General features: G+C 61.8%; 16 protein-coding genes and 1 pseudogene. 3 read left to right on the top strand and 14 right to left on the bottom strand.

The window, feature by feature from the left end:
* Nucleotides 1–33: 33 nt before the first annotated feature.
* The 14 genes and pseudogenes from LZ012_RS06355 to LZ012_RS06290 form a co-directional block, all read right to left on the bottom strand.
* Nucleotides 34–1,314: a TRAP transporter large permease gene (locus LZ012_RS06355; protein ID WP_275708740.1), complete on the bottom strand. Its 1,281-nt coding sequence runs from the start codon at nt 1,312–1,314 to the stop codon at nt 34–36.
* Nucleotides 1,314–1,796: a TRAP transporter small permease gene (locus LZ012_RS06350; protein ID WP_275708737.1), complete on the bottom strand. Its 483-nt coding sequence runs from the start codon at nt 1,794–1,796 to the stop codon at nt 1,314–1,316. The genes LZ012_RS06355 and LZ012_RS06350 overlap by 1 nt, the downstream gene beginning before the upstream one ends.
* Before the next feature lie 60 nt (nt 1,797–1,856).
* Nucleotides 1,857–2,879: a DctP family TRAP transporter solute-binding subunit gene (locus LZ012_RS06345; RefSeq protein WP_275708735.1), complete on the bottom strand. Its 1,023-nt coding sequence runs from the start codon at nt 2,877–2,879 to the stop codon at nt 1,857–1,859.
* Between the two features lie 123 nt (nt 2,880–3,002).
* Nucleotides 3,003–3,209 (bottom strand): cold-shock protein, encoded by a 207-nt coding sequence (locus LZ012_RS06340; RefSeq protein ID WP_027457731.1) that lies wholly within the window; start codon nt 3,207–3,209, stop codon nt 3,003–3,005.
* Between the two features lie 309 nt (nt 3,210–3,518).
* Nucleotides 3,519–4,772 (bottom strand): UDP-N-acetylglucosamine 1-carboxyvinyltransferase, encoded by a 1,254-nt coding sequence (gene murA / locus LZ012_RS06335; protein WP_275708733.1) that lies wholly within the window; start codon nt 4,770–4,772, stop codon nt 3,519–3,521.
* Nucleotides 4,765–5,007: a BolA family protein gene (locus tag LZ012_RS06330; protein WP_275708731.1), complete on the bottom strand. Its 243-nt coding sequence runs from the start codon at nt 5,005–5,007 to the stop codon at nt 4,765–4,767. The genes murA and LZ012_RS06330 overlap by 8 nt, the downstream gene beginning before the upstream one ends.
* 5 nt (nt 5,008–5,012) lie before the next feature.
* Nucleotides 5,013–5,765, bottom strand: coding sequence for an ABC transporter permease (locus LZ012_RS06325; RefSeq protein WP_275708729.1), 753 nt, complete (start codon nt 5,763–5,765; stop codon nt 5,013–5,015).
* Between the two features lie 29 nt (nt 5,766–5,794).
* Nucleotides 5,795–6,481 (bottom strand): annotated as a pseudogene (locus LZ012_RS06320) (ABC transporter ATP-binding protein); the annotation flags it as partial.
* A gap of 11 nt (nt 6,482–6,492) precedes the next feature.
* Nucleotides 6,493–6,774, bottom strand: a complete 282-nt coding sequence (locus LZ012_RS06315) for an STAS domain-containing protein (RefSeq protein ID WP_275708727.1) — start codon at nt 6,772–6,774, stop codon at nt 6,493–6,495.
* Complete coding sequence (locus tag LZ012_RS06310) at nt 6,771–7,382, bottom strand: MlaC/ttg2D family ABC transporter substrate-binding protein (RefSeq protein ID WP_275708725.1); 612 nt, start codon at nt 7,380–7,382, stop codon at nt 6,771–6,773. Before LZ012_RS06310 ends, LZ012_RS06315 begins: the two co-directional genes overlap by 4 nt.
* Nucleotides 7,383–7,400: 18 nt before the next feature.
* Nucleotides 7,401–8,063, bottom strand: coding sequence for an MlaA family lipoprotein (locus tag LZ012_RS06305; protein ID WP_275708723.1), 663 nt, complete (start codon nt 8,061–8,063; stop codon nt 7,401–7,403).
* Between the two features lie 59 nt (nt 8,064–8,122).
* Complete coding sequence (mlaD, locus tag LZ012_RS06300; protein ID WP_275708721.1) at nt 8,123–8,593, bottom strand: outer membrane lipid asymmetry maintenance protein MlaD; 471 nt, start codon at nt 8,591–8,593, stop codon at nt 8,123–8,125.
* Nucleotides 8,590–9,384, bottom strand: a complete 795-nt coding sequence (gene mlaE / locus LZ012_RS06295; RefSeq protein ID WP_275708719.1) for a lipid asymmetry maintenance ABC transporter permease subunit MlaE — start codon at nt 9,382–9,384, stop codon at nt 8,590–8,592. The genes mlaD and mlaE overlap by 4 nt, the downstream gene beginning before the upstream one ends.
* Nucleotides 9,377–10,189 carry an ABC transporter ATP-binding protein gene (locus LZ012_RS06290; protein WP_275708717.1) on the bottom strand — a complete coding sequence of 271 codons (813 nt, stop codon included), beginning with the start codon at nt 10,187–10,189 and terminating at the stop codon, nt 9,377–9,379. Before LZ012_RS06290 ends, mlaE begins: the two co-directional genes overlap by 8 nt.
* A gap of 106 nt (nt 10,190–10,295) precedes the next feature.
* Here LZ012_RS06290 and LZ012_RS06285 point away from each other — a divergent pair, with 106 nt between their 5' ends.
* From LZ012_RS06285 to LZ012_RS06275, 3 genes are all read left to right on the top strand, one after another.
* Entirely contained in the window at nt 10,296–11,717 is a 1,422-nt protein-coding gene (locus LZ012_RS06285) for a sigma-54-dependent transcriptional regulator (protein ID WP_275708714.1), read from the top strand.
* Nucleotides 11,714–13,081 (top strand): AAA family ATPase, encoded by a 1,368-nt coding sequence (locus tag LZ012_RS06280; protein WP_275708712.1) that lies wholly within the window; start codon nt 11,714–11,716, stop codon nt 13,079–13,081. Before LZ012_RS06285 ends, LZ012_RS06280 begins: the two co-directional genes overlap by 4 nt.
* Before the next feature lie 89 nt (nt 13,082–13,170).
* On the top strand, nt 13,171–14,955 hold the full coding sequence (locus LZ012_RS06275; RefSeq protein WP_275708710.1) for a pilus (MSHA type) biogenesis protein MshL: 1,785 nt from the start codon (nt 13,171–13,173) through the stop codon (nt 14,953–14,955).
* Nucleotides 14,956–14,959: the final 4 nt, after the last annotated feature.

The raw sequence follows: 14,959 nt of genomic DNA, 5'->3' as shown, positions 1-14,959 counted from the left end.
AAAAAGGCGAAAGCGCCATTTTAGCAGAGCCCCTTACAGATACCCGAGGTGACGCGGCAACCAGAGCGCCAGATCGGGCACAAAAGTAACCAGGAACATCGTTCCGGCCATCGCCGCCACCATCCACAACACCCAGGGCACGGTCGATTCCATCGACACGCCGGCCATCCGGCAGGTCACCATCAGGTTCACGCCGAGCGGCGGATGGAACTGGCCGAGCGCCATGTTCATGGTGATGATGACGCCGAACCACACCAGGTCCCAGTTGAAGTGCATGGCGATAGGCACCAGCAGCGGCAGGAAGATGAAGTAGATCGAGATGGCGTCGAGGAACATGCCGGCGATCAGCAGCAGCAACTGGATGCTGAGCAGCATCGGGATTTCCGACAGTCCAGTGCCGAGCAAGGCGGCCGCCAGATGGTCGAAGGTGCCCAGCGTATTGCTCGCCCAGGCGAAAACGCTGGCCAGGGCGACCACGGTCAGGATCACCGAGGAAATCTCGGCCGACTCGACCAGCACGTTGTAGATATCCTTCCAGTTCAGCGTCCGGTAGATCACCGTGCCGACCAGCACGCCGTAGAATACAGCGACCACCGCCGCCTCGGTCGGCGTGAACAGGCCGCTGCGCATGCCGCCGAGAATGATGACCGGCGCCGCCAGGCCCCAGCCGGCCTCCTTCAGGCTTTTCCAGAACGGCGGGCGCTTTTCCTGCACATCGGCCTCGAAGCCGTGTTTCACCGACAGCCACCAGGCGACCAGGATCAGGGTCAGGCCGGACAGGATGCCGGGGATCATGCCGGCGGCGAACAGCGCCGGCACCGAGGCCTGCGGCACGAGCAGGCTGTAGATGACGAAGGCGATGGATGGCGGGATCAGGATGTCGGTCGACCCGGCGGCAGCAATGACGCCGGCCGTGAAGGAGCGCGGATAACCAGCCTTGAGCATGGACGGCAGCATCACCGCACCGACCGCCGCCGAATCGGCTGGCCCGGAGCCGGAAATGCCGCCGAGGATCATCGCCACCAGAATGGCGACGATGGCTAGGCTGCCCCGGCGCTGGCCGACCAGCGCCGAAGCGAAACGGACGATGGTGGCCGCCACGCCGGCCTTTTCGAATATCAGGCCGGCAATGACGAAAACCGGGATGGCCATCAACGGATATTTGGCAATGCCGGTATAGACGTTGGTCGGCAGCGACAGCATGCCGAAATCGGCAATCGCCACCACCGTTACACCCGCAAGCCCCATGGCCACCGCCAGCGGCACGCCGGACAGCATCAGGACGATGAAGATGCCAAAGAGTATCCAGTCCATCACTTGCCTCCTCGCCACAAGACGGCCAGCAGGCGCATCACGATCAACACCGAGAGCAGCGGCAGCCAGACGGTGTACCACCATTGCGGCACACCAAGCGACGGCGAAGTCACCTCGAAACTGTAGTCATCCCACGCCATCAGCACGCCGTACCAGGCAAGCAGGCCGAACATGATGAGCGAGCAGAAGGCGGCAAAGCGGCGCACCGCAGGTTGCCAGGCCGGGCGGCGATCGACGAAAAAGGTGATAGCGATATGGTGGTTGCTGGCAAAGGCATGCGACGCCCCGACCAGCGTCATCACCACCAGCAGCGCCACGGAGATTTCCTCGGTGAAGGCAAAGGAAATATCGGTGAAATAACGGACCAGCACGTTGGCCATGGTCAGCAGGCACAACACGCCCATCGAGGCGGCCATCAGGAAACGCTCGACGGCGCCGAGCGTCAGCTTGCCGCCCGGGGCGGCTTTGTCGGATTCAGACATGGATCACTTGCAGAAAAACGCCGCACCGACCTCCGTCGGCGCGGCGAGATAGGGACAGGCTCAGCGCTTGGCGATGGCCGCTTCGGCCTTCTTGACCAGATCGGCCCCGATGGTCTTCGACCACTTGTCGTAAACCGGGCGGGTGGCCTGCACGAAGGCATCACGCTGGGCTGCGGTCGGCTGGGTGACGGTCACGCCGGCCGCCTCGATTTGCTTGAGGACGGCGTTGTCGTTGCCGGCAATCCCCTTGCGCGCTTTCTCGACGTTCTCGCGACCGGCTTGCAGCGCCGCCTGGCGTACGGCCTCGCGGTCGGCCGGCGTCCAGCTGTTCCAAACCTGCTTGTTCACCACAAAAATCAGCGGATCGGCGACGTAGTGCCACAGGGTGAGGTATTTCTGGCCGACCGTCGACAGCTTGGCGGCGACGAAGACCGACAGCGGGTTCTCTTGGCCGTCGACGGCGCCGGAAGCCAGCGCCGGCTGGGCATCGGCCCAGCTCATCTGGGTCGGATTGGCACCGAGCGCCGAGAAGGTCTCGTTGTACAGCGGCGAACCGACGACGCGGAACTTCATGCCCTTCATGTCAGCCGGCGAGGCAATCGGGCGCTTGGAGTTGGACATTTCGCGGAAGCCGTTCTCGCCCCAGGCCAGCGGGATCACGTCGCCGCGCTTTTCCAGCACGCCGAACAAATCCTTGCCGACTTCGCCCTGGGTCAGCACATCGATCGCCTTGTAGTCGGGCATCAGGAAGGGCAGCGAGAAGAGGTTCAGCTCCTTGATCTGCGGCGACCAGTTGATGGTCGAGCCGATCGACATGTCGATCACGCCCTGGCGGATGGCGGTGAATTCGCGCGTCTGTTCGCCGCCAACCAGCGAATTGCCGGAGTAGAGCTTGATGTTGATGCGCCCTTGCGTCTTTTCCTTGACCAGCTCGATCCAGCGTTCGCCGGCCTGCCCCCAGGTAAAGGCCGTACCCAGCGTGGTCGACAGGCGGTACTCGGCACGATAGGTCTGCGCCTGGGCGCTGGCCGCACCAAACAGGGTGGTGGCCACGGCAGCGGCGATGAAGGTTCTGCGCAACATCGATATCTCCTCGTTCTTATGGGGTAAAGCGTCGATTATGGAGGCAGCCCATGCCATGTGCAACCGATGGTGTAAACGCAAAAAAGCCCGGCAAGCCGGGCTTTTCGCGATCAGCAGGACGACTTAGTCGGCCTTCTGGATGTTCGCGGCTTGCTTGCCCTTCGGGCCGGTAACGATGTCGAAGGTGACCTTCTGGTTTTCGACCAGGGTCTTGAAACCGTTGCCTTGAATTGCGGAGAAGTGAGCGAAGAGGTCTTCACCGCCGCCGTCCGGAGAGATGAAACCAAAACCCTTAGCGTCGTTGAACCACTTGACGGTACCAGTTGCCATTTGTAGCTTCCTTGGAAAAGATTGAAAAAATTACGAGAGCCAAGACCGAGGAGCTGACAAACCGATTACGGTGCAGGAACAACACACTGCCTGGAAATCCCGAAGTTCGGAGTATGTAGCAGCATTTCGAATACGCCAAGCATTTTTTTCGCTTTCCGTTGACACGCAGTCCGGAAGTCGAAATTTCAGCGACGAAACAACAGCCAACACACTCCAGAAATCAATGCACCCGCTTGACCGAAGCCCACAGTTTGGTGAGTTTTGGCTACGGCGTAACGCCGGCATTAGCCTGCGCAGAAAGTTGGCGTGTTAATGCACTCGCTTTACTGAGGCACCAAGGCGCGCCAACTTTTCCTCGATCCGCTCGTAGCCGCGATCGAGGTGATAGATGCGATCGATCAGCGTCTCGCCTTCGGCCACTAGGCCGGCGATGACCAGCGACGCCGAGGCGCGCAGGTCGGTGGCCATCACGGTCGCCCCTTCCAGCCGCTCGACGCCGCGCACGATGGCGTTGTTGCCTTCGATCTGGATGTTGGCCCCCAGGCGCATCAACTCGTTGACGTGCATGAAGCGGTTTTCGAAGATGGTTTCGCGGATGGTGGCTACCCCGTCGGCAATGCAATTGATAGCCATGAACTGGGCCTGCATGTCGGTCGGGAAAGCCGGGTACGGTGCCGTGCGCAGGCTGACCGCCTTCAGGCGCTTCGGCGCGACCAGGCGGATGGCATCACGCTCGACGGTGATGTCGCAACCGGCGTCCATCAGCTTGTCGACCACGGTATCGAGATAGGCCGCCGAGGTTTTCAGTAGGCGGATATCACCGCCGGTGACCGCTGCGGCACACAGATAGGTGCCAGTCTCGATGCGGTCCGGCATGATGGCATGCGTCGCACCATGCAGCTTGTCGACGCCCTGGATGCGGATGACGTCGGTGCCGGCCCCGGAAATGCGGGCCCCCATCGAAATCAGACAGTTGGCCAGATCGACCACTTCCGGCTCGCGCGCGGCGTTCTCGATGATCGTCTCGCCCTCAGCCAGGCAGGCCGCCATCATCAGGTTCTCGGTACCGGTCACGGTCACCATGTCGGTACAGATGCGGGCACCCTTCAGACGGGTTGCCTTGGCGTGCACATAGCCCTGCTCGACCTTGACCTCGGCACCCATGGCCTGCAGGCCCTTGATGTGCTGATCCACCGGCCGGGCGCCGATGGCGCAGCCGCCGGGCAACGAAACGCGGGCTTCGCCGCCGCGGGCAACCAGCGGGCCGAGGACCAGGATCGAGGCACGCATGGTCTTGACCATTTCGTACGAGGCGACCGGGTTGTTCAGGCCGCCGCCGTTGAGGACTAGGCCGTCCACGCCATCCATGGTCACGCCGACGCCCATGTCGCCAAGCAGGCGCAGCATGGTCGAAATGTCGTTCAGGTGCGGGACATTGGTGAAATGCACCGGCTCGGCGGTGAGCAGCGAGGCACAGAGGATGGGCAGCGCCGCGTTCTTGGCGCCGGACATGGCGACTTCGCCGGAGAGCGCCTTGCCCCCTTCAATCAACAACTTATCCACGCTGCGCGCTCCATTCTTCCGGGGTGAGGGTCTTGAACGACAGGGCGTGCAATTCCCCGGTCGCCAGTTTTTCCTGCAGGGTCTGATAGACACGCTGCTGGCGCTGCACGCGGTTCTTGCCGACAAACTCGCTGCTCACGATGATGGCCTGAAAGTGCTGGCCGTCGCCATCCAGTTCGAGGAAATCGCAGGCCATGCCGGCCAGGATCAGTTGCTTGATGTGTTCGGGATTCATCGTGTTCAGGCTCTTAGCTTCCAGCCCCGCTTCAGCAGGCCAAGCGTCCCCCAGGACACTGCTGCGAAGCAGGTGACGACGACTAGCAGACTGGTTTCCGGCGCCACGTCGGAGACGCCGAAAAAGCCATATCTGAAGCCGTCGATCATGTAAAAAACAGGATTGTAATGCGACACGCGCTGCCAAAACGCGGGCAAGGTGTAAATGGAGTAGAAAACGCCGGACAACATGGTCAGCGGCATGATCAGGAAATTCTGGAAGGAGGCCAACTGGTCGAACTTTTCCGACCAGATGCCGGCAATCATGCCGAGGGCACCGAACAAGGCGCCGCCGAGCACGGAAAACGCGACGATCCAGAGCGGCGCCACCACTTTCAGTTCGACGAACCAGACGGTGGCCAGCAGAACCCCCAGCCCGACCATCAGGCCGCGCAGCATGGCAGCCAGCACATAGGCCGCAAAAAAGGCGCTGTACGGGATGGGCGGCAGCAGCACGAAAACGATGGAGCCGGTGATCTTGGCCTGGATCAGGCTGGACGAGGAATTGGCGAAGGCATTCTGCAACACCTGCATCATGACCAGGCCAGGAATCAGGAAACTGGTGTAGCGCACGCCATGCACCGTGACGTGGTCGTCGAGGACATGGCCGAAGATCAAAAGATAGAGTAGCGCCGTCAGCACCGGCGCAGCGACCGTCTGGAAAGCCACCTTCCAGAAGCGCAGGAACTCCTTTTCGAGCAGGGTCAGGAAACCGATCATGACTTCAGTGTCCGCACGAAAACCTCTTCCAGCGATGCGCCCGGATGGGCCGCCATCAGATTGGCCGTCGTATCCAGCGCCACGACCCGGCCCTGCTTCATCAGCGCGATGCGGTTGCACAGTGCTTCGGCTTCTTCGAGGTAATGCGTGGTCAGGATGATGGTATGGCCCTCGCCGTTCAGGCGGCGGATGAACTGCCACAAGCCTTGGCGCAATTCGACGTCGACGCCGGCCGTCGGTTCGTCGAGTACGATGACCGGCGGCTTGTGCACCAGCGCCTGGGCGACCAGCACCCGACGCTTCATGCCGCCCGACAGGCGGCGCATATTGACGTCGGCCTTGCTGGTCAGGTCGAGGTTCTCGAGGATTTCGTCGATCCAGTCGTCGTTCTTGCGGATGCCGAAGTAGCCGGACTGGATGCGCAGGGTTTCCCGCACGTTGAAGAAGGGGTCGAACACCAGTTCCTGCGGCACGACGCCTAGCAAGCGGCGCGCCTCGCGAAAGTCGCGGATCACATCGTGACCCATGACGCTGATCACCCCCGAATCGGGACGGACCAGCCCGGCCAGCGATGAAATCAATGTCGTCTTGCCCGCTCCATTTGGCCCCAGCAAGCCGAAGAACTCGCCTTGCCCGATCTCGAGCGACACCCCGGCCAAGGCCTGCAATGAACCGAAATGCTTGACGACGTCAACGATGGATACAGCAGCAACCATTGATTTGCCCTTCAAGCCAGGGGCAGGAGATCGGCAACACCGTACAGTTCGGCCAGCGAACGCACCCCGGCTGGAATATGGGCAAATTTGACGTGCGCGCCGGCTGCACCGGCTGCCCGCAACCAGCCGAGCATCACCGCGATGGCCGACGAGTCGGCCTCGTCCACCGCCGAAAAATCGAAGACCACCTCGCCCGCCTGCAAAGCAGAACGGCCTGCGTCGAGCAGGCCGCCGGCATTGGCCATGGTCAGGGGCGCCTTGACCAGCAGGCGCCCTTCCTGTCGTTCGATCATTTCTTCTGGTTCGCTTCCAGGGACTTGTTCTTGGCCGCGATGGAGCCAATCAGACCGTCGATGCCGCCGTTGCGCACTTCCTGGCCGAACTGGTCGCGGTAATTGGTCACCAGACTGATGCCGGCCACCACCACGTCGTAAACCTTCCAGCCCGTATCCTGCTTTTCCAGGCTGTAATCGAGCTGGACCGGCTTGTTGCCCGGTTGATGGACCTCGGTACGCACCAGCACGTCGAGGTCAGCCGGCGCCATCTTGACCGGCTTATAGACGACCTTCTGATTCTTGTAGCTGGTCAGCGCGTTGGAATAGGTGCGCACCAGCAGGGTCTTGAACTCACCGGTCAATTGCTGCTGCTGTTGCGGGTTGGCCTTGCGCCATTCCTTGCCCAGCGCCAGCGCGGTCATGTGCTGAAAGTTGAAATGCGGCAGCACTTTCTTGTCGACCAGATCGATGACTTTGTTGGTGCTGCCATTCTGAATATCCTTGTCGTGTCGAATGATATCCAGGACTTCTTCGGTCACGCGCTGCACCAGCGCATCCGGCGCTTCATCGGCCAAAACGGCAGTGGAGACTAATCCGGCAAAAAACAGGGCGAATATTTTTTTCATTGTTGGCAGAAAAAACGATCAATCATCCAGCCGCGGCGGGCGGCCATCGAAAATCTGGTTGCGACGGCGCTGCTGGTAAGCGTCGCGGATATAGGCATACTTGTCGAGCGCGGCCTCTTCGACCACCTTGTCGGCCGGCAACAGGCTGGCGCGAACATCGACGAAGCGCAGGGCGACCATGCTATTGCGTACCGAAACACGCTCCACCCGCCACACCGGATCGACAAAGGAATCGACACCAAAGCCTGCCGTATCGCGCACGTTGCGCGGCCCGATGACCGGCCAGAACAGGTAGCCGCCACTGCCGACACCCCACACCGCCAGGGTCTGGCCGAAATCTTCGTCATGCTTTTCGAGGCCCAGTTCGCTAGCCACATCGAACAAGCCGAAAATGCCGACGGTCGAGTTGATCAGCAGGCGGCCGATATCGACGCCGGCATCGCTGAACTTGCCCTGCAGCGCGCTATTGACGCCTATCCACAGGTCGCCGACGTTGCCGAAGAAATTGCCGACACCGGCCTTGACCGGCAGCGGCACGGCATTGTCATAAACCTGCGCGACCGGCTTGGCGGCATATTTGTCGATGGCTTCATTGACCGCGAACATCGAGCGGTTGAAACCCTCGTAGGGATCCTGCGAATTCTCTTCGGCCAGCACTTGGCCGGCACAAGCGAGAGCCACGAGCCCGCGGAGGGCCCAGCGATATCCTTTGCGCATCGGAGATAAGCCGAGACTTTTCGTCATTTCTTGTCCTGTCCGTCTGCTGCTTTGCTAAATAAAAACTGACTAATCAACTTTTCCAGCACAACCGCCGACTGCGTCTTGGCGACTGTATCGCCAGCCTGCAGCATCTTCTCGTCGCCACCCGCATCGAAACCGACGTACTGCTCCCCGAGCAGACCTGCCGTGAAGATCGAGGCAAACGTGTCTTTCGGGAAACGATAACGGCCGTCGATCGACATGCTGACCACGGCCTCGTAGGTCTTGGCATCGAACTGGATATCGGTAATCCGACCGACCACCACACCGGCGCTTTTCACCGGCCCCCGTACCTTGAGGCCACCAATGTTATCAAACTTGGCTTGCAGCACATACGTCTCGGACAGGTGCGCCGACGAAAGGTTGCCCACCTTGAGCGCCAGAAACATGATGGCGGCAATGCCGGCGGCGACGAAAAATCCGACCCACAGGTCGAGAACGGTACGGTTCATGAAGTTCCCCGGAACATGAACGATGTCAGAATGAAATCGAGGGCCAGCACGGCCAGCACCGACGTCACCACCGTGCGCGTAATCGCCCGCGATACGCCCTCGGCAGTCGGCACTGAATCGTAGCCTTCGAAAACGGCGATCAGCGAGACCGCAACACCGAAAACAAAACTTTTGACGATGCCGTTCCAGACGTCGAAACGAAAATCGACGCTGGACTGCATCTGCGACCAGTACGAACCGTCATCTACGCCGATGAAAACGACGCCGATCAGCCAGCCGCCCAAAACGCCCATGGCCGAGAAAATGGCCGCCAGCAGGGGCATCGAGATGACCCCGCCCCAGAAACGCGGGGCGACAACGCGGGCGATCGGATTGACCGCCATCATGTCCATCGCCTTGAGCTGCTCGGTCGTCTTCATCAGACCGATCTCGGCGGTCACCGACGAACCGGCGCGCGACGCGAAGAAGATGGCGGCCAACACCGGCCCCAGCTCGCGGGTCAGCGACAGGGCGACCAGCGTACCCAGAGCCTCTGTCGAACCGAAGCGCTGCAGGATTTCGTAGCCCTGCAAGCCGAGCACCATGCCGACGAACAGGCCGGAAACCAAAATAATCAGCAGCGACAGGACGCCGCTGAAATAAATCTCGCGCAGCGTCAGGTGCAGGCGTCGAAAGGAAGCGCCGGAATACATCAGCACCACCCAGAAGAAGCGCGCAGCGAAACCCAGCCGCCAGATGCGATCGACGGTGGAATGACCAAGCTTGCGCAATAATTCAACGGGATTAGCCATGCGCCCCCCCGCCCAGGAATTCATCGCGCACCGAAGCGGCCGGATAATCGAAATGCACTGGCCCATCGACCTCGGCATAGACGAACTGGTGCACGAAGGGATCCTTCGAGGCACGGATTTCGTCCGGTGTTCCCTCGGCCACGACGCGCCCGCCGTTCATGAAATAGATGTAGTCGACGATGAGCAGGGACTCGTGAATGTCGTGGGTGACCATGATCGAGGTCGCCCCCAGCGCATCGTTCAACTTGCGGATCAACTGGCCGATCACCCCGAGCGCGATCGGGTCGAGGCCGGTGAAGGGCTCGTCGTACATGACCAGCATCGGATCGAGCGCCAAAGCGCGAGCCAGGGCGACGCGGCGGGCCATGCCGCCGGACAATTCCCCTGGCATTAATTTGTGCGCACCGCGCAATCCGACGGCTTCAAGCTTCATCAGCACCAAATCGCGGATCATTTCCTCCGACAGATCGGTATGTTCGCGCATGGGAAAAGCCACGTTGTCGAATACCGACATGTCGGTAAACAGCGCGCCGAACTGGAACAGCATACCCATGCGGCGGCGCAGGCTGTACAGCTCCGCCTGCGACATCTCACACACCTGGTGCTTTTCCAGACGAACCCGCCCGCCGGTCGGCCGCAGCTGGCCGCCGATGCAGCGCAGCAGCGTCGTTTTACCGCAACCCGAGCCGCCCATGATGGCCACCACCTTGCCGCGCGGGATCTTCATATTGATCCCCTGCAGCACCGGTCGTCCGTCATAAGCGAAGTGAAGGTCCTCGATATCGACCAGGATGTCGTCGGACAAGATGCTTTCCCAAAACAAAAGTTTGTCGATTTTATCAGAATGCCCCGCCGTCGCCCGGAAACGACAAGGCTATAATCGGAAAAATTTCACATGGAATGTTGCGCCTTTGTCAGTTGCCAAGCCGCTCCTGCTGATTGTCGATGACGATCCCCTGATCAGCGAATCGCTCAGTTTTGCCTTCGCGCAGGAATACGACGTACTGACCAGCCATTCCCGCTCGCATGCCGGCAACCTGCTCCGGCAACTGCGCAATCCGCCGCGCCTGGCCCTGGTCGATCTCGGCCTGCCGCCCTTGCCACACCGCCCGGATGAAGGGTTTGCCCTGATCGGCGAGTTGCTGGCGCGCTATCCGGACCTGAAAATCATCGTCCTGTCCGGCCAGAGCGACAACGAAAATGCCCGCCACGCCCGCACGCTTGGCGCCGTCGAATTCGTCGCCAAGCCTTGCGACCCCGCCCGGCTGGCCGAACTGTTCCGGCAGGTCCTGCGCTTCGACGCCCCGCCATCCGGCGAAACGGCCCACGGCCTAATCGGCGAAAGCCTGCCCATGCAGCGCCTGCGCCTCCAACTCGGCCAGTACGCCAACCTTGCCTATCCGGTGCTCATCGAAGGTGAATCGGGCAGCGGCAAGGACATCGTCGCCAGCCATTACCTGCACCGCCAGACCGAACGGCACGACAAACCTTTCCTCGCCCTGAACTGCGCAGCCATATCGCCCACCCTGCTCGAACCGACCCTGTTCGGCTACGCCAAGGGCGCCTTCACCGGCGCCAACACCGCCAGGGCGGGCTATTTCGAGGATGCGGACAGCGGCACGCTGTTCCTCGACGAAATCGGCGAATTGCCGCTCGACCTGCAGCCCAAATTGCTGCGCGTCCTCGAAAACGGCGAATACCAGCGGGTCGGCGAAACCCAGACCCGCATTTCGACCGCCCGCATCATCACCGCCACCAACCGCGACCTGCGCCAGGAAATGAAGATGGGGCGCTTCCGCACTGACCTCTACCATCGCCTGTCAGTGTTTACCGTAACCGTGCCGCCTGTGCGCGAAACGGGTCTCGACCGCGTGCTGCTGCTCGAACACTTCCGCAAGAGCTGCGCCGCCGCCGTACGCGCCGAACCGTTTGCGCTAGCCCCCGATGCCCAGTCGCTGTGGCTGGACTACCCCTTTCCCGGCAACGTCCGTGAACTGCGCAACATCGTCATTCGGCTGACGGCGCGCTACGCCGGCCAGGCCGTGACGGCCGGCCAACTGAGCGCTGAGCTTGATTATCCGGATAGCGCCGTTTCTCCTGTGGCAACCACCGGTCTCGATGCATCCCAACCGGAAGATGTGCGCCAGGCCGCCCGCCAGCATCTCGAACGCGCCTCGCACCTGAATCTCGACGCCACACTCGACCTGTGGCAACGGGGCTACATCGAAGCCGCCATCGAACTGAGCGGCGGCAACATGAGCGAAGCGGCGCGCCGCCTCGGCATCAACCGCACCACCCTGTACAACCGCATGGAAGGCTGGAACCGGCAATGAGCCTTTACCTCGAGCATTTCGGCATGCGCGAACCGCCGTTCCGCATCACACCCCACACCGACTTCTTCTTCACCGGTGCCAACCGCGGCCCGACGCTCGACGCGCTGATCTACGCCATCACCCAGGACGAAGGCATCGTCAAGGTCACCGGCGAAGTGGGTAGTGGGAAGACCATGCTCTGCCGCATGCTGCTCGAACGCCTGCCTCACAACGTCGAAACCCTGTATCTGGCCAACCCGTCGCTGTCGCGCCATGAAATCCTCGGTGCCATCGCCGACGAACTGGGCATCCCGACCGACGGCAAGGCCACCCATTCTCTGACCCGTGCCCTGCAGGAGGCGCTGATCGAACGCTACGCCGAGGGCAAGCGCGTCGTGCTGCTCATCGATGAGGCGCACGCGATGCCGGCCGAATCGCTGGAAGAAATCCGCCTGCTATCGAACCTCGAGTCGAAAGCGACCAAGCTGCTGCAGATTGCGCTGTTCGCTCAACCGGAACTCGACGAACGACTGGCGGCAACCGACATGCGCCAGCTGCGCGAACGGATCACCCAGCATTTCAACCTGGCGCCCCTGAAACAGGCCGACGTCGCCGCCTATATCGAATTCCGGCTACGCACCGCCGGCTACCACGGCCCCAATCCGTTTACCGAGGAAGCTGTCCGGATGATCACCCGGATTTCCGAGGGTCTGTCCCGGCGCATCAACATCATCGCCGACAAGGCCCTACTGGCCGCCTACTCAAGCGGTAGCCACCAGGTGGACGCAGCCGAAGTGCGCACAGCCGAGCAGGATGCCCGTTTTTCCCCGCTGCAAACAAAAACCGCCTTCAAGCTCCAGCCGCTGCTGTGGGGCATTGCCGGAGCCAGCATTGCCGCCGCGCTGATCGGGATGGCCGTCACCCTGGGCCAACATCCAGCAATGCCGACCGGCAACGCCGTCGTGGCACGCCCCCCGCAGCCGCCCCAGACCAGCCCACCGACGACCAGCATCCCGCAGAGCCCGCCGCCCGCAGTAACGGCTGGCACGCCGGAGAAACTGCGCTTCGGGCCGCTCACCCGCCAGCACCTCGGGCAATACGACGAGTGGATCAAGGATGCGCCGCGCAATCATTACTTCCTGCAACTGCTGGCCACCGACGCATCGCACACCGGCGAAGTCGAAGGTTTCCTCGCCCGCGCCATCGACGCCATCGAACCGGCGCACATCCGGGTCTATCGCTCCAGCCTGTCCGGCCGCGACCGGATCGGCGTGATTTATGGCGATTTCGCGAGCCGGGAAGAGGCGGTGGCCGCCATGCAAGCCCTGCCCGAATCGATCAAGACCATCCAACCTTTCCCCCGACAAGTGAGCAAGCTGCATTAGGGGCATCCCTGGCAAGCTTCAGATAACGTGCTAGCATCGTGCGATAACTACAGATATGCGACTACACCGTTCAGACAAGGCATGACCCGATGAAAATCGGATTTACCGTTACCACGCTCGCCGCCATCCTGATTGCCGCCTGCTCGGCGCCCATGCCGCGCGAGCCGCTGAAAGGGCACCTGAACAACGACAACACGCCGGCCGCCACCGCCGGCAGCATCCCGGCCCCGGTCCAGCAGACCCTGGCCCTCCCCAAGCCGCGCCCGACACGCAAGGCCGAGACCTACAGCGTGGTGGTCAACAACGTGCCGGTCCGCGACCTGCTGTTCGCGCTGGCCCGCGACGCCAAGGTCAATGTTGACATCCACCCCGGCATCAGCGGCAACGTCACGCTGAACGCCATCGACCAGACCCTGCCGCAACTGCTGACCCGCATCGCCAAGCAGGTCGACATGCGCTTCGAACTGGACGGCCCGAACCTCGCCGTGATGCCCGACTCGCCCTTTCTGAAGCACTACAAGGTCGATTACGTCAATATGGCCCGCAACGTCACGGGCGCGATATCGGCCAATACGCAGATCGCCACCGGCGTGCCGACCGGCGGCAGCGGCGCGCCGGCAGTCGGTACGACGGGCGGCAACGTTTCCAATACCCGCATCGAAAACGTCTCCAAGAACCAGTTCTGGGAATCGCTCGAGAAGAACATCAAGGACATCCTGCGCGAAACCGACAAGGTCCTGCCCGAAGGGTCGAGCGAAACCAGCTACGAGCAGAACAACGAGCAGTCGGCGAGCGGCGCCGCAGCCCTGCCGCAAACCGGCCGCCGCGCCGCGCAGTCCATCGCCAATGCCCTGCAGACCAACCCGGCGCCCAGTTCGGCCAGCCAGGGAACCGGTACCACCGTCGTCCGCCACAGCACCTTCCGCGAAGCGGCATCCGTCATCATGAATGCCGAAACCGGCGTCATCACCGTCCGCGCCACCCAGCGCCAGCATGACCGGATCCAGGAATTTGTGGACCGCGTGATGAACTCGGCCCGCCGGCAGGTGCTGATCGAGACGACCATCGTTGAAGTGACCCTGAACGATGGTTACCAGCAAGGCATAGACTGGACCAAGATGACCAGCGGCGGGCTTTTCCAGTTCTTCGGCAACACGCTGACGACCACGGCCAAGAACCTGAGTTACACCGGCGGCGACCCGACCGCCGCCATCACCATGCTCAGCCAGTTCGGCACGACCAAGGTGCTGTCCAGTCCGCGGCTGTCGGTCATGAACAACCAGACGGCGCTGCTCAAGGTGGTCGAGAACATCGTCTTCTTCAACGTCAAATCCGAATTGGCCATTGCCAACACCAATCTGGTCGGCGGAACGCCCATCCGCTCCTACACGACGACGCCGCAAACCGTCAGCGTCGGCCTGGTGATGAGCGTTACGCCGCAGATCAGCGACAGCGATGTCGTCACCCTGAACGTGCGCCCCACCATCACGGCGCTGGGGGCATTCATCCAGGACCCCAATCCCGACCTGAATGGCTTGAACAAGGTCCCGCAGATCCGGACCCGCGAAATCGAGTCGGTCATGCGCGTCAGCAGCGGCAATACCGCCGTCCTGGGCGGCCTCATGGAAGACAAGATCGACTATCAGAACCAGCGGGTACCGGTCGTCAGCCAGATCCCCATTCTCGGCGAGGTCGCCAACAACCGGAACAATCTGGGCAGGAAAACGGAACTGGTGGTCTTCCTCCGCCCCGTCGTCATCAAGGATGCCAGCCTAGACGGCGACTATGCTCCGCTGAAGGGCTACCTGCCGGGTGACAATTTCTTCGTCCAGCCAAATGAAGCCCAGCCCTTCAACATCGTCCCGAGCCGCTGAGAGC

Origin of the sequence: Dechloromonas hankyongensis (assembly GCF_022012295.1) — a bacterium.
Taxonomy (GTDB): Bacteria; Pseudomonadota; Gammaproteobacteria; order Burkholderiales; family Rhodocyclaceae; genus Azonexus; species Azonexus hankyongensis.
Note: the sequence above shows the minus strand (reverse complement) of the source record. Positions and strands in the feature narration are given on the sequence as shown.